Origin of the sequence: Pseudomonas sp. RIT-PI-S (assembly GCF_025642975.1) — a bacterium.
Classification (GTDB): Bacteria; Pseudomonadota; Gammaproteobacteria; order Pseudomonadales; family Pseudomonadaceae; genus Aquipseudomonas.
The window spans coordinates 23,300-49,887 of the sequence record NZ_JANZKJ010000005.1; the positions used below are offsets into that span (position 1 = coordinate 23,300).

Here is a 26,588-nt window from a genome sequence, read left to right on the forward strand (position 1 = left end):
ATAACATAACATTATCTATGCCCCGCAGATTATGCCCGGAGCGCAGAGATGACCCTTTCGCAAAATCCCGCCGCCACACCAGACCCACGCTTGCCCGTCACTGTGCTGTCCGGCTTTCTCGGTGCGGGCAAGACCACCTTGCTCAACCATATCCTCGCCAACCGGGAAGGGCGCCGGATTGCGGTGATCGTCAACGACATGTCCGAGGTGAACATCGACTCGGCGCTAATCCGCAAGGGCAACCTGGCACTGTCGCGCACCGAAGCCTCCCTGGTAGAAATGAGCAACGGCTGCATCTGCTGCACCCTGCGTGAGGATCTGCTGCTAGAGGTTGGCAAGCTGGCGCGGGCGGGGCGCTTCGATCAGTTGGTAATCGAGTCGACGGGCATTTCCGAGCCCCTGCCGGTCGCCGAAACCTTCACCTTTGCCGGGGACGATGGCGTGTCTCTCTCTGACGTCGCCCGCCTCGACACCCTGGTCACGGTGGTAGACGCGTTCAACTTCCTGCGCGATTACGGCAGCGAGGACAGCCTGCACACCCGCGGCGAGTCCTTGGGCGAGGACGATACCCGCTGCGTGGTGGACCTGCTGGTCGAGCAGGTGGAGTTCTGTGATGTGATCGTGCTCAACAAACTGGACCTGATCAGCGACCTGGAGCGTGAACAACTGCACGCCATCCTCAGGCGCCTGAACCCCCGGGCGCGCATCGAAACCGCGCGGTTTGGGCAGGTGCCGCTCGCCAGGCTGCTCGATACCCAGCTGTTCGACTTCGAGCAAGCGGCCAACGCACCCGGGTGGCTCAGCGAGCTGCGCGGTGAGCACGTGCCGGAAACAGCCGCCTATGGCATTGGCAGCTTCGTCTACCGGGCTCGCCGGCCGTTCCATCCCGGGCGCTTTCATGCCGCGATAAGCACGGAGTGGCCGGGGGTGGTGCGCTCAAAAGGCTTGTTCTGGCTCGCCAGCCGCCCGGCCGAGGCCTTCGACTGGTCCCAGGCCGGTGCGTTATGCAGGCACAGCCAGGCGGGGGTGTGGTGGACCGCCGTAGCGCCGCAGCAATGGCCGGAGGACCCACAACAACGAGCCGAGATCCTCGCCCAGTGGGACCCCACGGTAGGCGATGCCCGCCAGGAGTTGGTGCTGATCGGCATCGACATGGACCGCCAGGGCCTTGAAGCGATGCTGGATGGCTGCCTGCTGACCGACAGTGAAATGAAGGCAGGGCCGCAGGTCTGGGCGGCGATGGCTGATCCGTTCAACCCCGCCTGAACCGGCCAGCGGCCAGGAGGGCGGTTATCCCGTAGCGCAACCGCGGGTGCTCAGAAGCGCGCCAGCTGATACGGGTCAAGCGCGGGTAGCGAGTGGGGCATGGCCCCAGGGCAGGCCGCCTGGGCGATCAGCTCGGCGGTGATCGCCGCCTGGGTCAGCCCCAGGTGCTGATGGCCGAAGGCGAGCAACACTCGGCCCTCGCACACCTGGTCGATGATGGGCAGCGAATCCGGCAGAGAAGGGCGAAAGCCCATCCATGGCGTGGCTCCCTCGGCGCTCAACGCCTCGCGGAACAGCCCCTGGCTCAACCGGTGCAGCTGCCAGGCGCGCTGCATGTTCGCCGGCCGTTGCAATCCGGCGAACTCCACCGTGCCGGCCAGGCGCAGGCCGTCCGCCATGGGCGTCATGATGAATTTGCGCTCCAACGATGTCACCGCGAACGGCAACCGCCCGTGCTCCCGGGGCAGCATCAAGTGGTAGCCGCGTTCGGTGTCCAAGGGCACCCGCTTGCCGGTGAGTGCGGCGGTCAGCTCGGCCGAATGCGCCCCGCAGGCGATCAGCACCTGGCGCGCGGCAACACGGGCTTGGTCGGCCACCAGCGTTACGCCTTGCGGCTGCAGATGCCCGCCTGTGACCCGCTGCTGGATGAACTGCACGCCGCTGGCCTTGGCCACCTGCACCAGCTCGAGGACCACCCGGTAAGGGTCGAGAAAATGCCCGGTAAGTGGAAAGAACAGCCCGCCCTGGAGGGTATCGCTCAGTTGCGGCGCCGCCTCGCGCAGGGCTGCGGCGGGCCACAGGTCTACCGCTACCGCGTGCTGCCGCAGGCGGCCGAGCAGCGCCTCGATCGCCTGCCGCGATTCGGCCCGTTCGAACACCAGCACCGAGCCTGCTTCCTGCAGCAAGCCAGGCTGATCAATGCTCCGCAACAGGCGCTGCCAGGCGCCCAGGCTGCTCTCGTTGAGGGCACGCAGGCCCGCCACGGTGCGCTGCAAAGAGGCCGGGCGCAGGCTCCACAAAAGCCGCCCGAACCAGGGCAGGGCGCGTGGCAGGTAGTTCCAGTCCAGGCGCAAGGGGCCGAGAGGGTCCATCAACATTGCGGGCAAGCGCTTGAGGATGGACAAGTCGGCGATGGGGAACACCTGCTCGGTGGCCAGGTGCCCGGCATTGCCGAACGAGGCGCCACGCCCCGGTGGCTGCCGATCAATCACCACCACTCGCCGGCCCCGGCGTGATAGCTGCACGGCACACGCCACACCGATGATCCCCGCGCCGACGATGGCCACATCCGCCTCCACCGGCGCGCTGGAGCTCAAGGCCTCTGTCATTTGTGGTATCCCCTGGCGAAAAATCAGGCAGCGCTATGCTGCGCCGTCCAGCTGGCGTACCACTGGCGGAACAGCGCGTATTGCGTTTCGGCGTAACGGCGCTGAGCGTCGCTGAGCACGTCGGTGACGTTGAAGTGCAGGTGGTATTGGCTGTCGCCGTTGAGCACCATCAGGTGCTTGTAATACAGCACCAGGTCGCACCCCTCGTCGAAGGACGAGAGCACCGCGAGGGCCGTCTCCAGCTCGGTGGCCAGGCGCCGCGCCTTGGCGTCTCCGGCCGCCGCCTGCTTGCTCAGCGCCACCAGGTGCAGCACCTCCCGGGGCAAGGCATTCCCGATGCCCGTGATGGCGCCGGTGGCGTTGCAGTTGACGAAGCCGTGCACTACCTGGGTATCCACGCCCACCATCAGCGTAACGGCGTCGTCCTGGGAAGTGATGTGTTCGGCAGCGTAGCGCAGGTCGGCGGCACCGCCGAACTCCTTGAAACCGATCAGGTTCGGGTGCTGGCTGCGCAGCTCGAAGAACAGGTCGGCGCGGGTGGCGAAGCCGTAGTAGGGGCTGTTGTAGATCACCGCGGGCAAGCCTGGGGCCGCGGCGAGGATAGCTGCGAAGTGGGCCCTTTGCGCCGCGGCCGAAGCACCCCGTGACAGCACCCGTGGAATGACCATCAGACCTTGGGCGCCCACCTGGGCCGCATGCGCCGCATGAGCCACCGCCTCCCGGGTGTTGACCGCGCCGGTGCCGACGATGGTCGGCACGCCAGCGGCGACCAGCCGCGCCACGCCTTCTTGGCGCTGCGCTTCGGTGAGCAGCGGCCAGTCGCCCATGGACCCGCAATACACCACGGCGGTCATGCCGATATCCACCAATTCACGGCCTTTGGCGACCAAGGCGTCGAAGTCGGGTGTGCGCTCAGCGGTGCAAGGGGTCATCAGCGCGGGAATACAGCCGGTGAAGATGTTGGTGGTCATCGGTGTCACTCCTGGATGGTCGCCACTGGAATGCCCCAGGCGAAGGGGTCGTGTTCATCGATCAGCAAGGTGCTGTCGGCGGTCATGTGGGCGCGGCCAGTGATAGAGGGGCGGATTCGCCCGCCTTCCCACTGGTAGCTGGCTTCGAACTGGCTACCGGTGATGCTTGCCTGCACCCAGCGCTCCCCGGGCGCCAGCTTGCCGTCGACCGCCAGGCAGGCCAGCTTGGCGCTGGTACCGGTGCCGCAGGGTGAGCGGTCGTATGCCTTGCCGGGGCACATCACAAAGTTGCGGCTGTGCGCATGTGCATCGGCGGCGAACAATTCCACGTGGTCGATGAGGGCTCCGTTTTCACCGTAGATACCCTGGGCCGGCAACGCCTTCAGCACCGCCCAGGTGAACTCGATCAAGGCTTCGACGTTGCTCAGCTCCAGTGCGTGCGGGTGCTCGCTCACCAGAAAGAACCAATTGCCACCCCAGGCAATGTCTCCGGTCACCTGCCCGTGGCCCGGCACCTCGACCGGCACCCGCTGGCGATACCGCCAGGACGGCACATTGAGCACGGTCACTGCGCCGTCCTCGTGCAGGGTGGCGCTGACCTGGCCAACTGGCGTGTCCACCGCATGCACGCCAGGGCTGATCCGCCCGAGGTGATGCAAGGACGCGATAAGGCCGATGGTGCCGTGGCCACACATGTTCAAATAGCCGGCGTTGTTGAAGAAGATCACCCCGCAGGTGGCGCCCGGCGACACAGGTTCACAATAAAGGGCGCCCACCAGCACATCGTTGCCGCGCGGCTCCAGCAAGCAGGCGCGCCGCCACTGGTCGTGGTGCTCACGCAAGGCGTCGCGGCGTTCGGCCATGCTGCCGCCCACTAATGGGGGGAAACCGCTAAGCACCAGGCGGGTAGGCTCGCCGCCGGTATGGGAGTCGATCACCTGCACTGTTTTCATCAGGCCTCCGGGTCAAGGCTGCGCTTGGGATGGCAATAGCTTGGCCCGGCCGACGCCGACAGGCTTGATGGTTTTGCAATCCCGCGATGACGAAATCAGCACAATGGCCGGCTTAGATCCGGGTTAACCTCGCACCACCTCGAGCGGAGAGTGCCCAGCCATGACCCCCACCGCATTGTCATCCTTGTTCCAGGCGCCCGACCGGGCGCTGCCCGAGACTATGGACGCTCTGCTGACCGGTGCGGCGCTGTTGCTGCCGCTGCTGGACCTGATCGCCAACGCTGCGATATTCCTCAAGGACCATCACGCGCGGTACTTGCTGGCCAACCGCACGCTGGTTCAACGCTGTGGGGTGAAGCAGCAACAAGCGTTGCTGGGCAAAACCAGCGCTGAGGTATTTCCCGCGCAATTCGGCCCGGGTTATACCGAACAAGACCTGCGCGTATTGAAACAGGGCACGACTCTGGAAGGCCAACTGGAGTTGCATTTATATGGAAGCCGAGAACCCGGCTGGTGCCTGACGCATAAATGGCCCTTATATAACCGCAGCGGCGAAATCATCGGCCTGGCGGGCATTTCCCTTGATGTGCAGGCGGCTTCTGATACTCACCCGGCGTATCAGCGCCTGGCCGCTGTGGATGATTTTATCCGCAGCCACTTTCATACCGGCGTGAGCCTGGCGCAGTTGACGGAAATTGCAGATATGTCAGCAGCCCAACTTGAGCGTTACTGCAAGCGAGTGTTTCATCTGACGCCCAGGCAACTCATTCAAAAAGCTCGCCTGGAGCAGGCCCACCGCCTGCTGCAGGGCCCGCTTCCTGTCACCGAAGTGGCGTTGCAGTGCGGCTACACCGACCACAGCGCCTTCAGCCGGCAGTTCAAGGCTGCCACTGGATTCACCCCTCGCGATTATCGGGCAACTATTGCGGGCAAACTACCGTACGTCAGGTAATCAACTAGCCAAGAGCGGTAAAGATGGAATTTCTGCAAAAACTCGATGGTCGAGATTTATGAATGCAGTAAATTCCACGAGGCAACCGCAATGACTATCGAAGCCGATACACTCGTTCAACTGACCCGGACTCTGCAACAGCACGGAATGAAATTAGTTTCGGATATTTCCTTCACTCGTGCGCCGTATCGCTACAACCACAAGTGGGTGTGCATTGTAGAAGGGTAGTTCCCTGTTCTGCACGGCTTACTTGGATCCCAAGCCAGTCTCAAGCTGTACGTACCCTTGCCGCTAACGCGGCTCACGTTTCGGTGATTAGCTCATAGGCTTTGCGTACTAGCGGATTCAGCGAGCCTGGGCGCACCCACAGGTAATAGGTCACGTCCGGCAAGCGGGGTAGCCCGTCATGCTCACCCAGCACCCGCATGTCTGGCCCTAGCAGCTCCATGCTGCGCGGCGTAATCCCTAACCCGGCGCGGACTGCGGCCTTGATGCCGATAAGGTTCGAAGCAACATAAGCCTGGCGCCAGGCGATGCCGTGTTGCTCCAAGGCTTGAAGGGCGTGGCGCCGATAAATGCTGGGTTCGTCCACCAACACCAGCGGCAGGGGTTGGCTGGGGTCATGCCGATAATGTGCCGCACAGATCCACCAGACTGGTGAGGTTCGCAACGCAACGCCCTGCAAGCGCTCATCCTGGCGGGTGGAAATCACCATGTCGACCTTGCCACGGTGAAGGTCCTCCATCAGGAAGGGGCTGCGGCCCACGTCGATTTCCAAGCGCACGTTGGGCGCCGCACGGGCGATGCGTGTAAGCAGCGGCGGCAGGATGGTATCCGCCACGTCATGGGGCGAGCCCACCCGGAGCACGCCACTGGGCCCGTCCTGGCGCAGTGCACCCACAACCTCGTCGTTCAGCGCAAGCATTTGCCTCGCGTGGCGCAGCAACTGCTGGCCGGCCTCGGTCAGCTGCTTGTTACGGCCCTGCTTGCGCAGCAACGCTACCCCTACGTGCTGTTCCAGGCGTTGCAGGTGTTGTGTGACCGATCCTTGGGTGCGCCCGAGCAGCTGGCCCGCCTCGGCAAAGCTGCTGGCATCGGCAACGGTGACGAACGTGCGTAGAAGGGCAAGGTCCAGGGTAGGGCTCATATCACACTCGGCAAGCAATTCATTACAAGCACTAATGTATAGATTCCTATTCCTAGCGCAAAGTGGCTAGAAATGGCATTTCTTCTAGGCGGCAACCTGTAAAGGCCGCCGAAGTTATAACGATAGGCAATATTTTCATTTCCCTTACCCTTTGCCCCTCCCTAGCATCGCGGCCTCTACCAACGGTTTTGAGGAATACCCATGGGCTTGTGTCGAGCGATGAAAACGACCGTTGGCATGCTGGCTGCGCTGTGCGCGGCCCAAGCCTGCGCCGATGCCACCCTGGATCGGGCCCAGGCGCGTGCAGAGCTGAGGGTAGGGGTAATGCTGTCGGGTGGGCCCTTCGGCGCCCTGGACCCGGCCACTCAGCAACCCGTGGGGTTCAACGTGGACCTCGCCGAGGAACTCGGGCGCCAATTGAAGCTGAAAGTGGAGCTGGTGCCGGTGCTGCCGGCTAACCGCGTACAGTTCCTGCAGCAGGGCAAGGTGGATCTGCTGATCGCCAACATGGAGTGGAATACCGAGCGCGACACCCTGCTCGGCCATGTGCCCACGCCGTTCTACAAGGTAGGCGGCACCGCCGCATTGCCGCCGGGCAGCGCGGTGAAAGCCTGGGCGGATCTCGCCGGAAAACCGGTATGCACCTCTCAGGGCAGCAGCTACATCAAGCCGCTGACCGAAATCGGCGCCGATATCAAGGCGTTCAAAAGCTCGGCGGAATCCCTGCTGGCGCTGCAAGGCCGCAATTGCGTGGCCGCCGTGCATGACGCCACCCTGATCAAGCCGCTGCTCGGGAGTAACCCGGAGTGGAGCGGCTATACCGCGCTAGCGCCGGAGCTGAACCCGGCGCCCTCGGTGATCTGGACCCGCCCAGGCGAAGGCGATACCCAGGCCCGCCTGGACCCCATCGTGCAAGGCCTGCACCGGAGCGGCTGGCTGGTACAGGCCGAACAGCGCCATCACATCGAACCCCTGGCGGCCGATCAATTCGGCCTCTGATACGCCCGCCCTTCCATACAAGGCGCTCCACATGAACCTGAATATCGCCGGGCTCGCCTTAGTGCCGCTGCTCGCCCTCCACGTACTGAACGCAAGCGCCGACGCCACCCTCGACAAACTCAACGAACGCCACCGCGTGAGCGTTGGCGTGATGCTCACCGGGTTGCCATTCGGCACGCTCGATCCCAAGACGCAACAACCGGTGGGCTATAACGTCGAGCTCGCCAACGAACTGGGCAAACGCCTGGGCGTTGCGGTGGAAACGGTCGCAGTATTGCCACCTAATCGCGTGCAGTTCTTGCAGCAGGGCAAGGTGGACGTGCTGATCGCCAACATGCAATACACCGACGAACGCGCACAGATCCTGGACTATCCGCCCACCCCCTACGAGCAGGTCGGTGGGGCAGCGGTGATCCGCAAAGGCGCCGGCATCAAGCAATGGGCAGACCTCGCCGGTAAGCCTGTTTGCGTGTCCCAAGGCAGTAATTTCATCGAGCCGCTGCAACAATATGGCGCGCAGATCAAAGCCTTCCGCAGCCAGGCGGAGTCTTTATTGAGCCTGCGTGGCAATGGCTGCGTGGCGGCGGTGCACGTGGCGCCCACCATGCGCGCACTGCTGAACCAGGATGAATGGGCCGGCTACGAAAGCCCCTTGCCCACTGAGTTGATCCCTTCGGACTCGGTGATGTGGGTGCGCAAGGGCGAGCATGATTTCCAGGCCCGGGTGGACGCGATCATCCGTGACTGGCACCGCAGCGGCTGGCTGATTGACCTGGGCAAGCGCACCGGCATGGAACCCTCGCAGGCGCTGTATGCGTTACACGACAGGTTCAAGGATTCCGCGCCGCTGCAGGCCCTGCCATGACCGATCCCTTATTGCAGGCCCTGGTGGCCGTGCTGGGTGAACGCCACGCCGAGCCGGGCGCTGCCGCAGGTAGCCGCTTGAGCGATAAGCACCAGCATTACCACGGCAAGGCACGTGCTTTCGTGCGGCCCGCCAGCACCGAACAGGTCGCCGCGGTGGTGCGACTGTGCGCGGAACATGGCGCCTGCGTGGTGGTACAGGGCGGCAACACTGGGCTGATGGCCGCCGCCACGCCGGATGACAGCGGGCGCGCAGTGCTGATGAGCCTTGAGCGGATGAATGCGATCCGTGAAGTGGACACCGCCAACGACACGCTCACCGCCGAAGCCGGCTGCATCCTGCGCCAGGTGCAACTGGCCGCCGAGGGCGCCGGCCGGTTATTCCCCTTGAGCCTGGGCGCGGAGGGCAGTTGTACCCTTGGCGGCAACCTGGGCACCAATGCCGGGGGAACCGCGGTGCTGCGCTATGGCAACACCCGCGACCTTACCCTCGGGCTGGAAGTGGTGACGGCCGAAGGCGAGATCTGGCACGGCCTGCGTGGGCTGCGCAAAGACAACACCGGCTACGCCCTGCGAGACCTGTACATCGGTAGCGAAGGCACGCTGGGGATCATCACCGCCGCCACGCTCAAGCTGTTCCCGTTGCCCGCCAGCCGCGCCACCGCTTATGTAAGTTTCAACAGTTTGGGCGACGGCGTGGCGCTGCTGGCACACGCCCGTGCCGGCCTTAGCGCTGGGCTGACTGGCTTCGAACTGATGTCCGCTGGCTGCCTGGCGCTGGTTGCCGAGCAGTTTCCCGGCAGCGTGCTGCCCTTCGATCGCCTGGAGCAGCCTTGGTACGCCTTGTTGGAACTGTCTTATCACGGCGAACACCACGAGGCCTTGGAATGCATGGAGCGGATGCTGGAAGGCGCCTTGGCCCAGGGCCTGATCGTCGATGCAAGCCTTGCCCAGAGCCTGGCGCAGAGCCAGGCGATGTGGCAGCTGCGCGAGAACATGAGCGAGGCCCAGGCCCGTGAAGGGCGCAACATGAAGCACGACATTTCGCTGCCGCTTGCCCGCATGGAAGCCTTCGTAGCCAGCACCGCCGAGCGACTGCAGGCGCGGTTCCCAGGGGTACGGCACTACACCTTCGGCCATTTGGGCGATGGCAACCTGCATTACAACGTGGCCAGCCCCTTGGGCATGAGCGTGGCCGAGCATATGGCCCGGTACTCGGCGCTGAGCCGCGTGGTGCACGACAACGTGCACGCCCACGGCGGGTCGATCAGCGCCGAGCATGGCATTGGCCTGCGCAAGCGCGATGAGCTGCCGCGCTATAAAAGCTCGGTGGAACTGAACCTGATGCGCCGCCTCAAGCGTGCGCTCGACCCGCTTAACGTGCTCAACCCTGGCAAGGTCGTTGCCCTGGAGGCTATGCCCGAATGACCCTGCGCCTCTCCCAACGCGTTCAGCGCGTAAGCCTTTCACCCAACGCCGCGGCCAAGGCGCGTGCCAATGATCTGCGTGGTGAGGGCCGCGACGTTTTGGACCTCACCACCGGCGAGCCGGATTTCGACACTCCGGCACACATCAAGGCCGCGGCATGGGCGGCGATTCAAGCCGGCGATACCAAATACACCGCCACCCCCGGAGTGAGAGCCCTTCGCGCAGCGGTAGTGGCCAAACTGGAGCGTGAGAACCAGCTGCGTTACACCCTGCCCGAAGTGGTGATCGCTAACGGCGCCAAGCAGGTTATCTTCAACGCCTTTGCTGCCACCCTCGACGAGGGCGACGAAGTGATCGTTCCCGTGCCGTGCTGGCCTACCTTTCCAGACGCGGTGCGCTTCAACGGGGGTGTGCCCAGGCTGCTTGAGTGCTCGTTGGAGCAGGGCTGCAAACTGCTGCCGCAGCAGTTGGAGGCCGCCATCGGCCCGCGCACCCGCTGGCTGATCCTGAACAGCCCCGGCAATCCTAGCGGCGCGCTCTACAGCGATGCGGAGCTGAGCGCGTTGGCCGAGGTGTTGCGCAGGTACCCCCACGTGTGGGTGTTGCTCGACGAACTGTACGAACACATCCGCTTCGACGGCGCCCCGCCGCGCAGCGTGCTCAACCTGGCTCCGGACCTGCAAGCCCGCGCCTTGTTGGTAGGTGGGGTGTCCAAGACCTACGCAATGACCGGCTGGCGCATCGGTTTTGGCGCCGGCCCGCACGCGCTGGCCCAGGCCATGACGGTGGTGCAGTCTCAGGCTGCTTCTGGCGCCAGCTCGGTCAGCCAGGCGGCGGCCCTGGCCGCGTTCGAAGGCGGGCTGGGGTTCTTGCCTGCGCAGGTGGCTGCCTATCGTGAACGCCGCGACTTGCTGGTGGAGGCGTTGAGCGAGGTGCCAGGCCTTGAGGTGCTGGTGCCCCAGGGCGGTTTCTTCGTGTTCGTGCGCTGCGCCGGGTTGCTGGGCCGCTATCGCCCGGATGGGCTGCGCATCGACACCGACGCGGACCTCGCGGCCTGGCTGCTTGAGCAGGGCGTAGCCGCCATCGCCGGCAGCGCCTATGGCCTGTCGCCGTGGCTGCGGTTTTCCATCGCCACCGCCACCGGAACCGTAGCCCAAGCGGGCCCGCGTATCGCGGCGGCTTGCGCGCTGTTACGCGACGGCGATGCCGATGAGGGCCGGCCATGAACGAGTTGATACAGGCGTTGAGCAGGGTAGGGCTCAACTACCAGTTTTTGCTCGACGCCTACAGCCGCGGCAACCTGGTGGACGGCGCGTTGACCACCCTAGCGCTGTGCCTGTGCAGCGCGGTGGGCAGCCTGGTGGTCGGCCTGGCCTTGGCGTGCGCGTTGGTGAGCCGCCGCCGTGCGCTGGCCTTGCCAGCCAGGGCGTTCGTGGAGCTCACACGCAATACCCCAACCTTGGTGCAGCTCTACTGCGCCTTTCTTGTGTTGAACATGCTGCTCACCCAGGCATTAGGTGCGGGCAACCCCTTTACGCCATTCGCCTGGGTCGTGATGGTGATCTCGCTGCACAAGGGCGCGTTTCATGCCGAAGCACTGCGCGCCGGGCTGCAAGCGGTGCCCGCCACCACCGTGGAGGCGGCGGGCTCGCTGGCATTGAGCACGCCCCAGCGGTTGTTCTATGTGCAACTTCCGCTCGCCCTGCGCTTTGCCTTGCCCGCCCTGGTGAACAACTTGATCGACCTGGTGAAGATGACCGCCATTGCCTCAGCCATCGCGGTGAACGACGTGACTTACGCCTCGATCATGATCTGGACGCAGAGCGACAATGTGATTGAGCTGATGATCTTGCTGCTGGTCTTCTATGGCGTGCTGGGTTTACTGGTCAATGCCGCTGGCCGCGCCCTCGAAACCCGCCTGAGGATGCCCGGCTATGGCCAATGACACGCTCGCCGCGTTGGTGGAGTGGACGCCGGCATTACTGGTGGGCCTGGGCCAGAATGTATTGATCAGCCTCACCGCCATGGCCGCTGGCAGTCTCGCCGGTGTGCTGATCGGTGCGTTGAATTTCTCACCGCTACGGCCGCTGGCCCGGCTCTGGGTGCAGGTTTTTCGAAACGCGCCCTGGCTGGTGTTGATCTATTTCACCACTTATGTATTTCCCTTCGAGCTGCGCTTGTTCGGCCATTACGTGGCCTTCCCCGACTGGCTGAAGGTGACCCTGGGGCTGGCATTGCCGGCGAGCGCCAACGTGGCGGAGATCCTTCGGGGGGCGGTCGGTTCAATCCCCGCCACACAGTGGGAGGCCGCGCGGTCGTTGGCGTTCAGCCGCGCCCAGGTGTTCACCCAAGTAATCCTGCCGCAGTGCTTTACGCGCATGTTGCCGCCGTGGATGAACCTTTACGCGATCATCACCATGGGCACCGCTCTGGCGTCCCTCGTAGGCGTGCACGACGTGATCGACACGGCGCAGATCGCCAGTAACACGGTCAACCGTATCCCCTTCACTGTGCTGATCTACCTCAGCTTGCTGGCGCTGTTTTTCGCCTGGTGCTTTCCGATCTCCCGCCTGACCCAACGCCTGGAGCGCCGTTATGCCTTCTATTGACAGCCACCTGGTGCGCTTGCGCGATGTGCACCTGGCCTTTGACGACACGCCCGTGCTCAAGGGCATCGACCTGGATGTAGGCAAGGGCGAGGCGGTGTCGATCATCGGCCCGTCTGGCTCGGGCAAGTCCACTATCCTGCGCTGCCTGACAGGGCTGCTCAAACCCCAGCGGGGCGAGCTGACAGTGGCCGGCACTGCGGTGCATGAGTTGCACGGCGAGGCGGATTACCGCCAGCTGCGCCAGCGGGTGGGGTTCGTGTTCCAGCAATACAACCTGTTCCCGCACCTTTCGGTGCTCGACAACCTCACCCTGGCGCCGCGCAAGGTGCTGGGCATGCCAGCCCGGCAAGCGCAAGAACAGGCCCTGGCATTGCTGGCCAAAGTGCGCATGCAACACAAGGCCCAGGCGTTCCCTGGCGAGCTTTCCGGTGGACAACAGCAGCGGATAGCGATTGCCCGCGCCCTGGCGATGCAGCCAGAGCTGATCCTGTTCGACGAGGTCACCTCCGCGCTGGACCCGGAAATGGTCGGCGAAGTGCTCAACGTGATTGGCGAGCTGACCGAAGAGGGCATGACCTGTGTGCTGGTCACCCACGAAATGCGCTTTGCCGAAGACATCAGCGACCAGGTGTATTTCACCGAGCACGGGGTGATCGTCGAGCACGGCAATGCCGAGCGGCTGTTCAACCAGCCCACCCAGGCGCGCACCCAGGCCTTCCTGCGCCATGCCGGGGGTGAATCCGCCCGCCGACGCGCCCCGCAGGGCTACGTGCTGCGCAACCTCAGCCCTTATCACCTGAGCGTGTGAACGCGCTCCTGTCACAGAGGAACCCCAACATGAGCCATCCCCGTGTCGCCGTGGTCCAGGCCCTGCTCGATGAGGTCCGCTTGATCAACGCGGACGCTGTCGACCGCGCCGCCCTTGAACGCATCACGGCCCTGCTCGAAGGTCTGACTGCCCACACCCAGCTGTTCAACTTCGACGAATTCCCGCCGCCGGTGCCAGGGCAGGGCAAGACTGCTTTTCGCTACCGCCTGAACGACGATGGCGAAGGCCCCACCCTGTATTTGAATGCATTGCTGCCGGGCAAACGCACCGTGGCGCATAACCACGAAACCTGGGCGGTGATCGTTGCCGTTGAAGGCGAGGAGCTCAACACCGTGTATCGCCGCGAGGACGACGGCCGCGATCCGGCCCGAGCACGCCTGGCGGTGGAACGCGAAGTGGTGGTGCAGCCAGGCACCCCCATCAGCTTTCTCGGCGAAGACCTGCACAGCATCCAGGTCAGCGGCGAGCGGCCAACCCTGCACTTCCACTTATATGGCCGGCCACTCGAATCCCTCGAGGGCCGTTATGGGGTGCAGGACGACGGTCGAGTGCTGGCGTATAACAAGTCCCAGATGGAACCGTCCATCGAGGCGTACGGGCTATGATCGACCTTTATTACTGGCCCACCGCCAACGGCCTCAAACTGGGCATCCTGGTTGAGGAGCTGGGGCTGGAGCATCGCCTGGTGCCGGTGAACATCCGCGCTGGCGAGCAGCACGCGCCGGCCTTCAGGGCGATCAGCGCCGACGGCCGCATCCCGGCCATCGTTGACCACACCGTGGGCCTGTCGCTGTTTGAATCCGGCGCCATCCTCAATTACCTGGCGGGCCAGCAGCAGCGCTTGTTGCCACCGGCAGGCAGCGTTGCGTACCTGCAGGTGCAGCAGTGGCTGTTCTGGCAGGTAGGGCAGGTGGCCCCTTACCTGAGCCAGTTGCAGGTGTTCCGCGAAAAAGCCCCCGAGCCGATCCCCTTCGCCCTGGAGCTGCTCCAGGGGCAGGCCGCGCGCATATACGGCGTGCTCGAACAGGCATTGACGGGCCAGCCCTACATCGCCGGCGATTACTCGATCGCCGACATCGCGCTGTTCCCCTGGATACAACCGGCGCGCCAGGGCATCGACCTGGCGCAGTACCCGGCCATCGCGGCCTGGCGCGAACGCATCAAGGCGCGGCCAGCGGTGAGCACGGCGTATGAACGGGCGCGTGCGTTGGCGCCCACGGAACAATCCCTGGTAGTGGAGTGAACATGAGCGCAACCCTTAGCAGCGATCAACTCGAGCAGTGGCTGTTCGATCAGGAGGAGCTGGCGCTGTTCGACGTGCGAGAGCATGGCCAGTACGGCGAGGCGCATTTGTTTTTCGCCGTGCACCTGCCTTACAGCCGCCTGGAGCTGGACGCGCCACGGTTAGCGCCGAACCGCCAGGTGCGGGTGGTGCTGTATGACCATGGTGAAGAAGGGCTGGCCAGCCGCGCGGCGCAACATTTGAATGCTCAGGGCTATGCCTGCGTGTGGGTGCTGCAGGGCGGCGCTCAGGCCTGGCAAGCCAGCGGCCGTGAGCTGTTCGCCGGCGTGCATGTGCCGTCCAAGGCGTTTGGCGAGCTGATCGAACAGGCCTGCCATACGCCGCGCCTGAGCGCCACGGAGCTGGCCGCCTGGCAAGCCAACGGCCGCCCGCTGGCCCTGCTCGATGGCCGCCCGCTGGATGAATTCAACAAGATGAGCATTCCGGGCGCGGCCTGTTGCCCCAACGGCGAATTGGGCCTGCGCGCGCAAACCATGGTGGCCGATAACAACACGCCCATCGTTATCAACTGCGCTGGCCGCACCCGGAGCATCATCGGCGCGCAAACCCTGATCAACCTCGGCGTACCTAACCCGGTGTTCGCCCTGGAGAACGGCACCCAAGGCTGGTTTCTCGCCGACTTGGCGTTGGAACATGGCCAAAGCCGCCAATACCCCACGGCCCCCGACGAGCGCGGTGCCTTGCAACTGGCCGCGCAACGCCTCGCCCAACGTGCCGGCGTGGCCAGCGTGAGCGCCGCCCAGGTCAGGCAGTGGGCGGGCGATGCCATGCGCAGCCTGTTCCTCTGCGACGTGCGCACCCCCGAGGAATTCGCCCAAGGCTCGCTGCCCGGCGCCCAGCATACGCCCGGCGGGCAGTTGATCCAGGCCACCGACCTGTACGTAGGCGTTCGCCGTGCGCGGATAGTGGTGTTCGACGATGACGGCGTACGCGCGCCCGTGGTTGCCAGTTGGCTGCGCCAGCTAGGCCATGAGGCCTATGTGCTGTTAGAAGGTTTGCACAGCGGGCTAGCGCTGGCCCCCGTGCCGGAGTTGTCGGTGGCGCTGGCCCAGGCCAACCTTGACGAAAGGCCGGCCGCGGTTTTTGACCTGCGCGCCAGCGCTGCGTTTATCGCACGCCGGTTGCGTGGCTCCCGCTGGGCCACACGCAGCACGCTCGCCGCACTCGCCGAGGGCACCGCTGGGCCCTTGTGGTTGTTCACGCCAGAGCCGGGCGTGGCGCAACTGGCCGCCAACGAGCTGCCACCGGCGCTGCGCGCCAACGTCCGCTGGCTGGCTAGCCTGGAGGGCTTGCCGGTGGAAGAGGGCGGTGCACCGTTGAGCGACGCCGAGCGCATTGATTTCCTGTTCTTCGTGCACGACCGCCATGCAGGCAACAAAGCCGCGGCGCGCCAGTACCTGGCATGGGAAACTGGCCTGCTGGGCCAGATGACCGCACAGGAACGCGCCAGCTTTCGCCCACTAGGCGCGGCCCCGGCAGTGCACACGCAACTGGTGCACAGCGGCCGTACCCTGGCCGGCAGCGGCCCGCGCGGGGTGAACGCACCGGTGTCACGGCTGAGCACGGTGCTGTTCGACAGCGTGGCACAGATGCGTGAAGCGCGCGCTCGCCGGGAGCATGAGCGGGTGCTCAGCTACGGCGCCCGCGGCAACCCCAGCGCCCATGCGCTCGAAGACCTGATCACCGAGCTAGAGGGCGGTTACCGCAGCAAGCTGTTCGCCACCGGGCTTGCCGCGGCCGCCCACGTGTTCCAGGCCTACCTGCGCCCAGGCGACCACGTGTTGATCACCAGCGCGGTGTATGCGCCTGTGCGCCGGCTCGCCGAGCAGTTTCTGGCGGCGTTCGGTATCGCCTACGACTATTACCCGGCCAATGGCGAAAACCTCGTGGCGCTAATCCGCGATAACACACGCATGGTTTACGCCGAAGTACCAGGGTCTTCACTGTTCGAGCTGATCGACCTGCCAGCCGTGGCAGCCTTGTGCAAGCCTCGCGGCATTCTGCTGGCCGTGGACAACACCTGGGGCTCGGGCTACCTGTACCGCCCACTGGCCTTGGGCGCGGATATCTCGATCATGGCCCTGACCAAGTACGTGGCTGGCCACAGCGATGTGATGATGGGCAGCGTGTGTACCCGGCGGGGCGCCTTCGCGCCTTTGTCGGCCATGAGCGACACCTTCGGCAACACGGTCAGCCCCGACGATGCCTGGCTGGTGCTGCGAGGCGCCCGAAGCCTGGCGGCACGGCTGGCTGTTCACCAGCGCCAGGCATTGGAAGTGGCCCAGTGGCTGCAGGTGCAACCAGCGATAGCCCGGGTGTTTCATCCCGCCTTGCCCACCCATCCGGGCCATCGCCTGTGGAAGCGCGACTTCAGCGGCAGTAACGGCTTGTTCTCGGTAGAGTTCCAGCCGGGCTTCAATGCTGACCGCTTTGTCGATGCACTCGTACTGTTCGGCATCGGCGCCTCCTGGGGCGGCTTCGAGAGCCTGGCGGTGGTAGTGGACGGCGATCGTCACGGCGAGCAACGCCTGGCCGGCCCGGTGGTGCGTTTGCATATAGGGCTTGAAGCGACGGCATCATTGCTGGCAGACCTAGCCCAGGCGTTGGCCCAGACAGGGTGATTGAGTCAAGCGTGCAACTGGTGCCTCTTGGCAAGCTCGAGAAACGCCAGCAGCGCCTGATTCACCTGTTCAGCCGCTTCTTGCTGCACCCAGTGTCCCGCCTGTGCAATGACCGTGGTACCCAAATGGCCCGGCACCGTGTGCGGTAGCGCTTCGACCAAGGGTTTGAACAACGGGTAGATCGGGTCCTTGGCCCCGGTGATGAACCAGGCCGGTTGCTTGATCGCCAGCCCTTGGAAGGCCGCGCCCAGCTCCCAGTTTCGTTCGAGGTTGCGGTACCAATTCATGGCACCGGTAAAGCCCGTGGCTTCGAATGCGGTGTAGTACACGCTCAATTCGGCGTCGCTGATCCAAGCCATCGGCCGCTCCGGTTCATGGAAGGCATCCAGCGCGCCTTCCGCGCCGATCAGCCCAGGCCAAGGCTTGGCGGGCCCGCCCGAGAGCGTCCACATCATGCGCCGGATCGCCGCCGTGCGGTCCTTGTCAAAATCCCGCTCGGCCACGCCTGGGCGCTGGAAATACAGCTGGTAGTAGTTGTCCCGACCCGCACGGCGTGCGGCTTCCAGGGCACTGTACGGGCCGCGTGGGGCAAACGGCACGCTCATGCCCACCACGCTGTGGAACAGGTCCGGCCGCAGCTGCGCGGCCGTCCAGGCAACCGGCGCACCCCAGTCGTGGCCAACGATGGTCGCCTGGGCAATGCCCAGTTCTCCCAACAGGCCGACCATGTCGCCGACTAGATGCAGAATGCTGTACTGGCTGCTATCGGTCGGCGCATCGGTAGCGCCATAGCCACGCATGTCCGGGGCAATAGCCCGGTAGCCAGCCACAGCCAACGTCTGGAGTTGGTGCCGCCATGAAAAGCCAAGCTCAGGAAAACCATGACAGAACAGCACCACAGGGCCGGTACCAGCTTCAGTGATGTGCTGGCGAATGCCGTTGGCCACAACGTGGTGCTGCTTGAGTTCGGTCATTTGCGGTTCCTTGGGGATGTGGGGGGGATGAGCGATGGATTGCTTATCGAATGTTCTGGGTGCGAGGCTCATCCCCCCTTAAAAGTGGCTGAATACTCAAAGCTTGGCAGACCGGGGCTTCCAGCGTTTTCAACTTCAAAAAATGACTGAACATGTGGCCCCCCCGGGGAATGGTCACTTTAGGAACGATTATCCGATACCCAACAAATTGGGCATTCGGGCAGTACCAAGGGTGATCCTCTGTATCAAGCGGATCAAGTCTTGGGTCAGCTACAGCTCACCTGCGGTACAAAGCACCGGTGGATCTCAGGCTATCCCGCCACGCTCTGAGACTACATTCCCAACCCGCCCACCGAGAAAAGGTTGAGAAACCAGCGCAAACAGCAGGAGAGCAGAGCTTGCGACCAGTAAGGGGTTCCAGCTGATGGCCCCGCACGTAACAAATAGCAAACTGATGCCTGTCTGGCCCAGAGCTGCGCCCCTGATTTTTTTGCCAGACAGAAACCACACGCCCAGTGCGAGCTCCATCGATGGTATGACAACGTTGATCACAGAAATGCCCGTCTTCCCAGCCCATTCAATCGCAGGAGTGAGCAGGCCAGAGTAGGGTGTCGAAAGCACTGCATGGTTTGCCAAGGCACTTTGCAAGAACGCTGCGGCATCGAAGCCGTAGATCCATTTACTCAGTCCCGCCCAAAACCAGAAAACACCGAGCACCACTCTCAGAATAATAACCATCGCCATCATGCGAGCGCCGTCCTATGGGCCTGGCGAAGGGTCAGCATGCCCGTCAGTGATATGAGGAACAGCACAAAGAACACTGCTGCGATTCCAAGGTTTGTGTGCAAAGGCAACGTGCTCGCTGCGGCTGAAGCGGCTGAGCCGAACGCGAGCATCAGGCAACCTTGAAGGCTCGCAGCAACTCCAGCCCGATCCGAAAAAAGAGACATAGATCGCGCCATGGCATTGGAGAAAATAAAGCCTTGGCCAAAGGCAATCAGCATGATGCCAACTAATACGTTGAGCAGGCTGAGCTCATTGGGCGATGAAGCGATCATCGCTGCCCCCGCGATGAACATTGCAGCGCCGGCCCACATTAAGGTGCCTGGTGATACAATCCGTATCAGGAAGCGATTGAGCAGCGTTCCCGCAAGGTAGCAAGCTCCCACCCCCAGAGCCGTTGTTCCGAAGTATTGGGCGCTATAACCCAGACGATCCTGCACGATGTAGGGCCCTATGACATTCCAAAGCAAGAATGCGGAAAAGCTGGCACCCAAAATGGTGACCGAAGACCGAAACCGGGTATCTGCGAGGATCACGCCGTAACCCGCCAATGTTTGGAGAGGACTTCTCCTGCACTTAGGCGCGAGCGACTCTTTAAGCCCTGCCAATACAAAAGCCAACACCACCAACCCGTAAACGGCATACAGGACGAAGTTGTATCGCCAGCCCAAATGCACCTCGATTGCACCGCCGACGTATGGAGCTACAACCGGCCCCAATCCAAAGGCCAAACTCAGATAGATGATCGCTACTGCAAAGCGAGGCCCCTTGACGTTGTCTACGAGGAGCGCCCGCGCCACGACCTGGCACGCTCCAATGGCAAAACCTTGAAGAGCCCTAGCGATCAGAAGCATTTCGATAGACCACGACGTGGCAGCCATGATGCTCCCCGCCAGGAACACCGATAGCCCCAGCAGTACAGCAGGCTTACGCCCCCACGCATCGGCCATAATTCCGAAGAAGAGCTGGCCCACCGCGTAGCACAACAGCGTAATCGTGATCGTGTTTTGCATGAGCATTGGACTGGCCGCCAATTCTCGGCCTATCGAGGGAATGCTCGGTGCATAAAGATCGATAGCGATGCCCCCGACGCTGTTGATCAGTGGTGCGAGAAAAACAATGAAATTCTCGTAACGCTTATTTGTGTTCATAGATAAGCCTCAAATGCCCGGGCGAGCACTGTCCCCCGGGCATAACTACGTTAAGCGGATGCTGGTAGCGCGAAGGTTCGCGGGCGTACCAAGGTGCAGGGTTTATGAGCCCAAGACGCTGGTGAGGTCAGCCGGGATACAACCACGCGAGGAGCGTGGGCGTAATAGGTGCCCCAATTGCCCCCCGGATCCTTCACACGACTGGGCTCGGCATCCCCAAGGTCATCCAGATTCGTGACGATCTGGCCGAGAATATGCCGAACCTGCTCGGTGGCGGTGAGTACCATCAACCCATAGTTATGCAAAGCCAGCGTTTTGATGACAGTGTTAAGCAGGTATTTGCCGGCACCACTTCCATTTTGAATAGCTTTGAGCCCCAAAAATACGACGTGAAGGATCATCAAGCCGCCGGCGTCCGTGCATCACCCGCGTATTATCAATTACGACAATGTCGCCCTTGTTCCAGAAATGGCTGTAGGTGTTGCGGGAAGTCACATCTTTCACTTCATCCCAGATGTCGAGTGAGATCTCATCTCCATTTTCCGAAGTGATGCGAGGTGGCTCGTAATTAACGCTCGGGCCCAGCATAGAGTTGCAAAACGCTTTTCTACCACTGAAGCAGCTGATCTCAACAGCGGGGATAATCAGCTGAGAATGAATTAAATTTTGGTCAACTCGGCGGTGGGTTTGCCCCGGCACCTCGCGGTTGACCACCTCCAGATGCTCATCGGTAATTTTTTCAAATGGGATCTGAAGCTCGACGCTCAGAAAGCGCTTTACATTGCTCCATGGGATTCGGCGCGAGTATTTTATATCCCGCGATTCGAACAACTTACGGGTCTTTGCCGAGAGGTCGAACAAAACTTTCTGACCATCACACATGGTAGTTTCAGACCCTACAGCAGCAGCCTCAAGGCAGAAAAACCATTGAATATCCGGGTTGAACGGTAAATTTCCATTCTCTCGATGCAAGCCCATTTCATGGAAACCAGCGTCGATTTCGGCAGTATTAGCCGTTGATGTTTTACGAGCTGGGTCAAAGGTCACTCTGGATGAATGTGCACTGACGAAGTCATTGAAATCTTGAAGGGTGTCACCGAAGTCTCGGTAAATTACCACGCCACTGTGGGCAAGATCGCCATACAGTTCATCAGTGGTCACTGAAGTGAGTACCCGGATATCCGCATCAACGGCATAAATGCACTCAAAGCCGTAGCCTGGAGTAGGTTGGCGGTAGAACGGGAAAACTAATGATTGAGCTTGAGCCAGCATCGAACATTCCTTCTTGAGCGTGAGTTCTGGTAGCGATGGTTGCTACCGGCTGAACACACACAGTAAGAAAAAATCGATTGATACTGGTTTTAAGAATTAGAACTGGTCTCGGAAAATTTAAAACCGTATTTCACTAAATCTTCAAAATATCCTCTGAAGCGCTCTGGATCAGCCTTCTTAGGCTTGCGATATCCTGGCTTTGGCTACGTTCCTTAGCCCAGATCATGTCCAAAGTAAATCTCGGGAATCCCATGGGTGGCTCACAGACCACTACGTTTTCAGGAACACGAAGCAGAGGAAGTAGTTTGGCCGGTAGGGCCAAGGTTGCGGGTACCGCCGAGATGATATTTACGCACGCTTGATACCCGTTGGCCCTTACCAAAACCCGTCGAGATCTCCCGATTTTTTCGAGCCAGCCATCGACCATGTTTTTCTCAGAGAGCCAAGGTGTCGGGTAGACATGCGGTGAGGCACAGAACTCATCAAGGCTCATAACGCCCCCAGCACCTGGCTTGAGATAACTAGTTAGACAGAAGAACTCGTCGTTCAAAATGGATTGCCACTCAAGTTCAGGATGTAGTTGGTGATACCCGGGACCGAAGCCTATGGCGATGTCGACATCACCAGAAATCAATCGATCGATGGGCAGGTCTCGGCTCAGCCGCTCTAAATGAAGTGACACATTCGTATGTGTTTTGGCTAGGGACTGCAAGCAACGCGGCAGGAGCAACAACTCGAAATGCTCAGGGGCGCAGACCTGCCACACCTTATTGACTGCCGCCGTCGGCCAACCCGTTTCCTCTTCCGCACAGCGGTTCACAGACTCGACGACCACGCGCAGATAAGGGGCGATCTTTTCGGCCTTCGTTGTTGGGAGCAATGCCCCCTGAGCAGAAGCAAACAGCGTGTCATCGAAACACCCACGTAATCTTTTCAGGCAGTAGCTCACGGTAGGTTGGCTGATGTTCATCAGCTCAGCGGTTCGCTTGGCGCTACGCTGCTCAAGGAGATTCAAAAAAACGACGATGTCTTGCAGATCCAGTTGCTTGAGATAATTGCTGTGCAGCATTGGAAATTCCTCCTGAATTATCCATGGTTATTTGGTGGGAGCACCCTCGCCGGGTAGGCTCGACAGAACGGTCTTGAGAAGCTCGGCTAGTCCCTGACGCTGCTCAAACGTCAATGGTGCAAGAACGAGATTTTGAACCTCTGTATGTGTCCCGACCGCATCCTCAATCAGGGCTCTTCCCTTTACAGTAAGCGACACCTGCACGCTACGCCTGTCCTGAGCATCGACAATTCGCTCGACCATACCCGCGCCTTCTAGTCTGGCTAAGCGGTTGGTCATCGCACCCGAAGTGACTAACAAAGATCGATACAGCTCAGTTGGAGTGAGTCGATAAGGCTCTCCGGATCGACGAAGAGTGGCCAGCACATCGAATTCTCCTTCCTTGAACCCGTACTGGGTCAAAGCCTCTGCCCTCAGACGCTCCAGGTGCTTCTGGATACGTACCATCCTCCCGAAGATCTCCATTGAGGATGTATCCACGCTGGGCATCGCTTTTGCCCACTGGGCCACCACAAAATCTACGTGATCTCTCATAGCTCCTCCGTCCTTTGCTGGTAGACGCAATGCCATTTCCCAAGTCACTTGGACCATACTGCTTTCCAGGTATCTTAACGTTAAGCTATCCTGTCGCTGAATGCAGTTTTACGAGAGAGCACTTATGGCATTTTTCGATCACTGTGGAGACCGCTATTACTACTTCGATGCCGGATCTGGAGCACCGGTGTTGCTTCTCCATGGACTGAGTAACACTGGACGCGCATGGACGCCTCAAGTCGCTGAAATGGTGCGCCTGGGCCACCGCGTCATTGTTCCAGATCTACTTGGGCATGGCGCATCAGGGCCGGTTGGAAGGAGGTTTACCGCGTACGAACAAGGCCAAGCGACATTAGCTCTGTTAGAGTTTTTAGGGTTGGAGAGCGCGGCCCTTGTCGGGTTGTCACTCGGAGGAATGGTCGCCTTGGAGGTGGCAACAATGTCCCCGGAGGCTGTCGACAAACTGATAGTTGCGGGGACATTCAGAACAATGGCCACGCCCAACCGACAACAAATGCTGAATGCTTGGATTGAGGCTCTTCGTCAATCTGATGGGTGTCTCAAGCGCTTTAAATCGAGCTGGACTGATCTGGTCGGCAAGGCCTTCGCTGTCTCCCCACTGGGTATGGCCTGGTACCAGGCATGGCATGCACAAGCAGCGATCCAAGACTCGCGTAACCAAATCAACTGGTGTGAGGGAATGAAGTTTTACGACGTAGGCCAGAAGCTTGGACTCGTCAACGCGCCAACCCTTGTGCTGGCCGGAGCGGAAGACCCAATGAGCCCTATATCCGAATCCCGGGGAATTGCAGATCAGATCAGATGTGCAGTAGTCGGCGTGGTGCCTGGCAGTGGACATGTCTTCAACGTTTCCAGCGCTCATGAATTCAACCGTCGTACTAATGATTTTCTGCGAGGAAAATGACATGGATAGTCGCCCATCGAGAACGCTGATTGCTGCGTTGGCTCTATTAATAGGCATCAATCTGCGACCAATCATGGCCTCTATTGGCCCCCTACTTGGTATCCTCCAAAAAGACCTAGCCTTGACAAATACGCAAGCAAGCCTGCTGACCGCGCTTCCGGTGATGATGATGGGAGTGTTTGCGTTGGGAGGGCCTTGGCTACAAAGGCGGATAGGCGAAAATAAAGGCGTAGCCATTGGCTTGCTGCTTATTGCCGCTGCAAGTGGGATAAGGGCTTGTGTCGACCACTCCTCGAGCCTGATCGCTACTGCTGCCTTGGGTGGGATAGGTATCGCTATCACACAAGCTTTGATGCCCGCATATATCAAGCGTATGTACCCGGAGAGCGCAGGTACGTTGATGGGACTCTTTACCACCGGTATCATGGCAGGCGCGGCCATAGCATCCGCTGCCTCAGCACCAATTGCCGATCATGTCGGCTGGAGATTGACACTTGGCGTCCCGGCAATTCCCGCGATGATCACCCTCGCCATTTGGGTGGGCTTTGCTGGCGACAAGCGAGCTCAGTGCAATCCCATGGCATTGCCAGCTAGAAATGTTCGAGCTTGGCTCCTCATGGCGTTTTTCGGCGTAGGAACTGGTGCATACACGTTGGTTCTAGCCTGGCTTCCACCCTACTACATCGAATTGGGCTGGCCAGCTGCCAATGCCGGGTATCTCTTGGGAGCACTTACGCTTACTGAGGTCGTTGCAGGTTTCATGGTTTCATCTTTGATCCATCGATTTCCTGATCGAAGAGCCCCGCTCGCCCTGGCCATATTTCTGGTGATCTTAGGACTAGGATGTTTGATCGGCGCGCCTCGTGAACTGGCAACACTTGCCACCATTCTTCTCGGGCTGGGAATTGGGGCATTGTTCCCGCTTTCCCTCATCGTGACTCTAGATCATGCTAAGTCCCCCGGGGAAGCCGGTTCATTGTTAGCATTCGTCCAAGGGGGAGGATATCTCATCGCTGGAACAATGCCTTTCTTCGCCGGCGTTCTGCGAGATGAGATGGCTTCGCTTCGCCTTGTATGGGCAGGTATGGCCATCGGAGTAGCAGTACTTCTAATCCTCTGTAGGCGTTTCTCCCCAAAGAGAGCAGTGGCGCAGGCCTGACGCTGCCCTGGTGATCAAGGCATTGGATATGCCTATAAGCAGCGTGGCCGGCGTCAGAATGTGCTGTTTCACAGCGATTAGAGCAGCCAATACGGCAGCCGGAGTTTCCGCCAGGGACTATAGCGATACCGTTTCACACAGAGCATCAGTCGGCGGGGTAACTGCCATGACCACGCGCCAATGAGCGGTTTCGAAGCTTGAAAACTGAATGGATACCGACGGAGGTCTACATGAGCGCTTCGCCAGCTCAACAGGATATCGGCCGGTTCCTGATGGAACGATACAACTGGCGGCGACCGCATCAGTTCAATGTAGGCTTGGCGCCTGCCGTTCCTAAGAAAAACTTAACGCAGTAGTTGACCAACATACTTTGGTGGACGAGGAGGGTGCCGAGCATCGCTGGATTGGGCGAGCTTCGTAGACGTCATTCTGACCGCAGAGTCCATTCTCAATGGCTGGACGTGATGTCAAGCTGAGGTGGGTAGTGACTGCTGTGATCAGGCTCGAGCAATGGAGGCGGATGAAAGCCCGGGCTGCACCCAACAGTAGGCGCATGCCATAGAGTTGGTTGGCGCTCTGCGTCAAGCTCGTGCCGGCCATGACCAGCTCCCAGGTAATCATGATCCGAGCAATCCATCTCCGAGACCGTCAACAGACGAGTTATTTGACATTTAGAGGACTGTTCAATCGCATCGCCCGTGGCAGCAGATTTTCGGATGAGCTTGTAGAGGTCGAGATCCTTCGAATCAAATTTGGCGCAGGCCTTTTGCAGGCTGTTCTGGATAGGGGAGAGATTACAAAGAAAGAATTGGTAATTCGTAAGGCGGCTTTAAAACCATAGCGCGAAGCTCAAGCACCGGAACGACTGCGTTGTGCTTGCCTCTGGTGCATTGGGTGTGTACGGATTGACTTCTTTGAGTTCAACGGAACACTCATCAGTGTTGCTTCAGTGTTGCTGGATGTGTTTCCCAGCCTTTCGGCTACCGCGCTCGGTCAAGTCCCGTCGTTTTTTGTCCTATCAATGCTCGTCTTAACAGGGGTACTGTTGATCGAGAGGGCGGCGATGCTTTTCGCCGTTGCAAGAAACGAGGAAATTGTGAACGTCATCGATTCGCTGTGACGCGACGCCGTGAATGCATCTCCTTCAGAGCAGGTAGGCATGATACCTAGTCGATGATCAGCCACGGATTCACCACCAGTCATCCAGCCCGCGATGCGTGTCGCCGGCTGAGACTTCTGCTAATTAGCGGAGCGTATGCCTACCCTAGATTGGTGACTAGCTTGGACTTTAACCAATCACGAGTCAGATCAGGCACGCAGGCATTTCATCCACTGGCACCATTCGCGTGGCGGTTGCGAAGACTACCCGTTTCACGGAATTGGGCCATGGGGTTAGGCATATGCAAATAGCACTAACATGTACGCCTTAGCTATGGATTATCCCTGAACCC

At 61.0% G+C, this 26,588-nt stretch carries 25 protein-coding genes and 1 pseudogene; 15 read left to right on the forward strand and 11 right to left on the reverse strand.

The features are described 5' to 3' along the window. The first annotated feature begins 48 nt into the window (after nt 1–48). Nucleotides 49–1,266 (forward strand): zinc metallochaperone GTPase ZigA, encoded by a 1,218-nt coding sequence (zigA, locus tag OGL93_RS09360; protein ID WP_263262360.1) that lies wholly within the window; start codon nt 49–51, stop codon nt 1,264–1,266. Between the two features lie 50 nt (nt 1,267–1,316). Here zigA and OGL93_RS09365 read toward each other — a convergent pair whose 3' ends face one another. The 3 genes from OGL93_RS09365 to OGL93_RS09375 are packed head-to-tail and all read right to left on the reverse strand — an operon-like array spanning nt 1,317 to nt 4,518. Then, nucleotides 1,317–2,594 (reverse strand): FAD-dependent oxidoreductase, encoded by a 1,278-nt coding sequence (locus tag OGL93_RS09365; RefSeq protein ID WP_263262361.1) that lies wholly within the window; start codon nt 2,592–2,594, stop codon nt 1,317–1,319. 23 nt (nt 2,595–2,617) lie between these two features. After that, a complete protein-coding gene (locus tag OGL93_RS09370; RefSeq protein WP_263262362.1) occupies nt 2,618–3,565 on the reverse strand; it encodes a dihydrodipicolinate synthase family protein in 948 nt (315 codons plus the stop codon). A 5-nt stretch (nt 3,566–3,570) separates the two neighbouring features. Beyond that, complete coding sequence (locus tag OGL93_RS09375; protein WP_263262363.1) at nt 3,571–4,518, reverse strand: 4-hydroxyproline epimerase; 948 nt, start codon at nt 4,516–4,518, stop codon at nt 3,571–3,573. A 160-nt stretch (nt 4,519–4,678) separates the two neighbouring features. On the opposite strand from OGL93_RS09375, the gene OGL93_RS09380 reads away from it, so the two are divergent. Then, nucleotides 4,679–5,470, forward strand: a complete 792-nt coding sequence (locus OGL93_RS09380) for an AraC family transcriptional regulator (protein ID WP_263262364.1) — start codon at nt 4,679–4,681, stop codon at nt 5,468–5,470. A 301-nt stretch (nt 5,471–5,771) separates the two neighbouring features. Here OGL93_RS09380 and OGL93_RS09385 read toward each other — a convergent pair whose 3' ends face one another. Beyond that, nucleotides 5,772–6,617: a LysR substrate-binding domain-containing protein gene (locus OGL93_RS09385; RefSeq protein WP_263262365.1), complete on the reverse strand. Its 846-nt coding sequence runs from the start codon at nt 6,615–6,617 to the stop codon at nt 5,772–5,774. Between the two features lie 219 nt (nt 6,618–6,836). On the opposite strand from OGL93_RS09385, the gene OGL93_RS09390 reads away from it, so the two are divergent. From OGL93_RS09390 to metC, 10 genes are read left to right on the forward strand one after another with little or no spacing between them, the layout of a single operon-like run. Continuing rightward, nucleotides 6,837–7,616, forward strand: a complete 780-nt coding sequence (locus OGL93_RS09390; RefSeq protein WP_263262366.1) for a transporter substrate-binding domain-containing protein — start codon at nt 6,837–6,839, stop codon at nt 7,614–7,616. A gap of 31 nt (nt 7,617–7,647) precedes the next feature. Beyond that, the gene (locus OGL93_RS09395; protein WP_263262367.1) at nt 7,648–8,481 is read left to right on the forward strand and encodes a transporter substrate-binding domain-containing protein; all 834 of its coding nucleotides are present in this window, start codon (nt 7,648–7,650) and stop codon (nt 8,479–8,481) included. Continuing rightward, the gene (locus OGL93_RS09400) at nt 8,478–9,908 is read left to right on the forward strand and encodes an FAD-binding oxidoreductase (RefSeq protein ID WP_263262368.1); all 1,431 of its coding nucleotides are present in this window, start codon (nt 8,478–8,480) and stop codon (nt 9,906–9,908) included. Before OGL93_RS09395 ends, OGL93_RS09400 begins: the two co-directional genes overlap by 4 nt. Next, a complete protein-coding gene (locus OGL93_RS09405) occupies nt 9,905–11,134 on the forward strand; it encodes an aminotransferase class I/II-fold pyridoxal phosphate-dependent enzyme (protein ID WP_263262369.1) in 1,230 nt (409 codons plus the stop codon). The genes OGL93_RS09400 and OGL93_RS09405 overlap by 4 nt, the downstream gene beginning before the upstream one ends. Beyond that, nucleotides 11,131–11,853, forward strand: coding sequence for an amino acid ABC transporter permease (locus tag OGL93_RS09410; RefSeq protein ID WP_263262370.1), 723 nt, complete (start codon nt 11,131–11,133; stop codon nt 11,851–11,853). Before OGL93_RS09405 ends, OGL93_RS09410 begins: the two co-directional genes overlap by 4 nt. Next, nucleotides 11,843–12,517, forward strand: a complete 675-nt coding sequence (locus OGL93_RS09415) for an amino acid ABC transporter permease (RefSeq protein WP_263262371.1) — start codon at nt 11,843–11,845, stop codon at nt 12,515–12,517. The genes OGL93_RS09410 and OGL93_RS09415 overlap by 11 nt, the downstream gene beginning before the upstream one ends. Next, nucleotides 12,504–13,325, forward strand: coding sequence for an amino acid ABC transporter ATP-binding protein (locus OGL93_RS09420; protein ID WP_263262372.1), 822 nt, complete (start codon nt 12,504–12,506; stop codon nt 13,323–13,325). The genes OGL93_RS09415 and OGL93_RS09420 overlap by 14 nt, the downstream gene beginning before the upstream one ends. Before the next feature lie 29 nt (nt 13,326–13,354). Further along, nucleotides 13,355–13,951: a cysteine dioxygenase family protein gene (locus tag OGL93_RS09425; RefSeq protein WP_263262373.1), complete on the forward strand. Its 597-nt coding sequence runs from the start codon at nt 13,355–13,357 to the stop codon at nt 13,949–13,951. Continuing rightward, nucleotides 13,948–14,589, forward strand: coding sequence for a glutathione binding-like protein (locus OGL93_RS09430; protein WP_263262374.1), 642 nt, complete (start codon nt 13,948–13,950; stop codon nt 14,587–14,589). Before OGL93_RS09425 ends, OGL93_RS09430 begins: the two co-directional genes overlap by 4 nt. 2 nt (nt 14,590–14,591) lie before the next feature. Further along, nucleotides 14,592–17,270, forward strand: coding sequence for a cystathionine beta-lyase (metC, locus tag OGL93_RS09435; protein WP_263262375.1), 2,679 nt, complete (start codon nt 14,592–14,594; stop codon nt 17,268–17,270). 5 nt (nt 17,271–17,275) lie between these two features. Here metC and OGL93_RS09440 read toward each other — a convergent pair whose 3' ends face one another. The 7 genes from OGL93_RS09440 to OGL93_RS09470 form a co-directional block, all read right to left on the reverse strand. Beyond that, on the reverse strand, nt 17,276–18,244 hold the full coding sequence (locus tag OGL93_RS09440) for an alpha/beta hydrolase (protein ID WP_263262376.1): 969 nt from the start codon (nt 18,242–18,244) through the stop codon (nt 17,276–17,278). 306 nt (nt 18,245–18,550) lie between these two features. Then, on the reverse strand, nt 18,551–18,991 hold the full coding sequence (locus tag OGL93_RS09445) for a hypothetical protein (protein ID WP_263262377.1): 441 nt from the start codon (nt 18,989–18,991) through the stop codon (nt 18,551–18,553). Continuing rightward, complete coding sequence (locus OGL93_RS09450) at nt 18,988–20,178, reverse strand: multidrug effflux MFS transporter (RefSeq protein WP_263262378.1); 1,191 nt, start codon at nt 20,176–20,178, stop codon at nt 18,988–18,990. The genes OGL93_RS09445 and OGL93_RS09450 overlap by 4 nt, the downstream gene beginning before the upstream one ends. A 50-nt stretch (nt 20,179–20,228) precedes the next feature. Then, a complete protein-coding gene (locus tag OGL93_RS09455; protein WP_263262379.1) occupies nt 20,229–20,579 on the reverse strand; it encodes a thermostable hemolysin in 351 nt (116 codons plus the stop codon). Further along, complete coding sequence (locus tag OGL93_RS09460; RefSeq protein ID WP_263262380.1) at nt 20,506–21,450, reverse strand: TauD/TfdA family dioxygenase; 945 nt, start codon at nt 21,448–21,450, stop codon at nt 20,506–20,508. The genes OGL93_RS09455 and OGL93_RS09460 overlap by 74 nt, the downstream gene beginning before the upstream one ends. Nucleotides 21,451–21,583: 133 nt before the next feature. After that, nucleotides 21,584–22,519: a LysR family transcriptional regulator gene (locus OGL93_RS09465; protein ID WP_263262381.1), complete on the reverse strand. Its 936-nt coding sequence runs from the start codon at nt 22,517–22,519 to the stop codon at nt 21,584–21,586. A gap of 27 nt (nt 22,520–22,546) precedes the next feature. Next, nucleotides 22,547–23,053 carry a MarR family transcriptional regulator gene (locus OGL93_RS09470; protein WP_263262382.1) on the reverse strand — a complete coding sequence of 169 codons (507 nt, stop codon included), beginning with the start codon at nt 23,051–23,053 and terminating at the stop codon, nt 22,547–22,549. Between the two features lie 124 nt (nt 23,054–23,177). On the opposite strand from OGL93_RS09470, the gene OGL93_RS09475 reads away from it, so the two are divergent. From OGL93_RS09475 to OGL93_RS09485, 3 genes and pseudogenes are all read left to right on the forward strand, one after another. Continuing rightward, nucleotides 23,178–23,978, forward strand: coding sequence for an alpha/beta hydrolase (locus OGL93_RS09475; RefSeq protein WP_263262383.1), 801 nt, complete (start codon nt 23,178–23,180; stop codon nt 23,976–23,978). Between the two features lies 1 nt (nt 23,979). After that, the gene (locus tag OGL93_RS09480; protein WP_263262384.1) at nt 23,980–25,137 is read left to right on the forward strand and encodes an MFS transporter; all 1,158 of its coding nucleotides are present in this window, start codon (nt 23,980–23,982) and stop codon (nt 25,135–25,137) included. Continuing rightward, nucleotides 25,130–25,493: pseudogene (locus OGL93_RS09485) on the forward strand (DDE-type integrase/transposase/recombinase); the annotation flags it as partial. The gene OGL93_RS09480 and the pseudogene OGL93_RS09485, both read left to right, overlap by 8 nt. Nucleotides 25,494–26,588: the final 1,095 nt, after the last annotated feature.

What these genes read in the sequence shown, in the direction of transcription:
- zigA (WP_263262360.1), top strand. Translation starts at nt 49, where the DNA reads ATGACCCTTTCGCAAAATCCCGCCGCCACACCAGACCCACGCTTGCCC.
- OGL93_RS09365 (WP_263262361.1), bottom strand. Translation starts at nt 2,594, where the DNA reads ATGACAGAGGCCTTGAGCTCCAGCGCGCCGGTGGAGGCGGATGTGGCC.
- OGL93_RS09370 (WP_263262362.1), bottom strand. Translation starts at nt 3,565, where the DNA reads ATGACCACCAACATCTTCACCGGCTGTATTCCCGCGCTGATGACCCCT.
- OGL93_RS09375 (WP_263262363.1), bottom strand. Translation starts at nt 4,518, where the DNA reads ATGAAAACAGTGCAGGTGATCGACTCCCATACCGGCGGCGAGCCTACC.
- OGL93_RS09380 (WP_263262364.1), top strand. Translation starts at nt 4,679, where the DNA reads ATGACCCCCACCGCATTGTCATCCTTGTTCCAGGCGCCCGACCGGGCG.
- OGL93_RS09385 (WP_263262365.1), bottom strand. Translation starts at nt 6,617, where the DNA reads ATGAGCCCTACCCTGGACCTTGCCCTTCTACGCACGTTCGTCACCGTT.
- OGL93_RS09390 (WP_263262366.1), top strand. Translation starts at nt 6,837, where the DNA reads ATGAAAACGACCGTTGGCATGCTGGCTGCGCTGTGCGCGGCCCAAGCC.
- OGL93_RS09395 (WP_263262367.1), top strand. Translation starts at nt 7,648, where the DNA reads ATGAACCTGAATATCGCCGGGCTCGCCTTAGTGCCGCTGCTCGCCCTC.
- OGL93_RS09400 (WP_263262368.1), top strand. Translation starts at nt 8,478, where the DNA reads ATGACCGATCCCTTATTGCAGGCCCTGGTGGCCGTGCTGGGTGAACGC.
- OGL93_RS09405 (WP_263262369.1), top strand. Translation starts at nt 9,905, where the DNA reads ATGACCCTGCGCCTCTCCCAACGCGTTCAGCGCGTAAGCCTTTCACCC.
- OGL93_RS09410 (WP_263262370.1), top strand. Translation starts at nt 11,131, where the DNA reads ATGAACGAGTTGATACAGGCGTTGAGCAGGGTAGGGCTCAACTACCAG.
- OGL93_RS09415 (WP_263262371.1), top strand. Translation starts at nt 11,843, where the DNA reads ATGGCCAATGACACGCTCGCCGCGTTGGTGGAGTGGACGCCGGCATTA.
- OGL93_RS09420 (WP_263262372.1), top strand. Translation starts at nt 12,504, where the DNA reads ATGCCTTCTATTGACAGCCACCTGGTGCGCTTGCGCGATGTGCACCTG.
- OGL93_RS09425 (WP_263262373.1), top strand. Translation starts at nt 13,355, where the DNA reads ATGAGCCATCCCCGTGTCGCCGTGGTCCAGGCCCTGCTCGATGAGGTC.
- OGL93_RS09430 (WP_263262374.1), top strand. Translation starts at nt 13,948, where the DNA reads ATGATCGACCTTTATTACTGGCCCACCGCCAACGGCCTCAAACTGGGC.
- metC (WP_263262375.1), top strand. Translation starts at nt 14,592, where the DNA reads ATGAGCGCAACCCTTAGCAGCGATCAACTCGAGCAGTGGCTGTTCGAT.
- OGL93_RS09440 (WP_263262376.1), bottom strand. Translation starts at nt 18,244, where the DNA reads ATGACCGAACTCAAGCAGCACCACGTTGTGGCCAACGGCATTCGCCAG.
- OGL93_RS09445 (WP_263262377.1), bottom strand. Translation starts at nt 18,991, where the DNA reads ATGATGGCGATGGTTATTATTCTGAGAGTGGTGCTCGGTGTTTTCTGG.
- OGL93_RS09450 (WP_263262378.1), bottom strand. Translation starts at nt 20,178, where the DNA reads ATGAACACAAATAAGCGTTACGAGAATTTCATTGTTTTTCTCGCACCA.
- OGL93_RS09455 (WP_263262379.1), bottom strand. Translation starts at nt 20,579, where the DNA reads ATGATCCTTCACGTCGTATTTTTGGGGCTCAAAGCTATTCAAAATGGA.
- OGL93_RS09460 (WP_263262380.1), bottom strand. Translation starts at nt 21,450, where the DNA reads ATGCTGGCTCAAGCTCAATCATTAGTTTTCCCGTTCTACCGCCAACCT.
- OGL93_RS09465 (WP_263262381.1), bottom strand. Translation starts at nt 22,519, where the DNA reads ATGCTGCACAGCAATTATCTCAAGCAACTGGATCTGCAAGACATCGTC.
- OGL93_RS09470 (WP_263262382.1), bottom strand. Translation starts at nt 23,053, where the DNA reads ATGAGAGATCACGTAGATTTTGTGGTGGCCCAGTGGGCAAAAGCGATG.
- OGL93_RS09475 (WP_263262383.1), top strand. Translation starts at nt 23,178, where the DNA reads ATGGCATTTTTCGATCACTGTGGAGACCGCTATTACTACTTCGATGCC.
- OGL93_RS09480 (WP_263262384.1), top strand. Translation starts at nt 23,980, where the DNA reads ATGGATAGTCGCCCATCGAGAACGCTGATTGCTGCGTTGGCTCTATTA.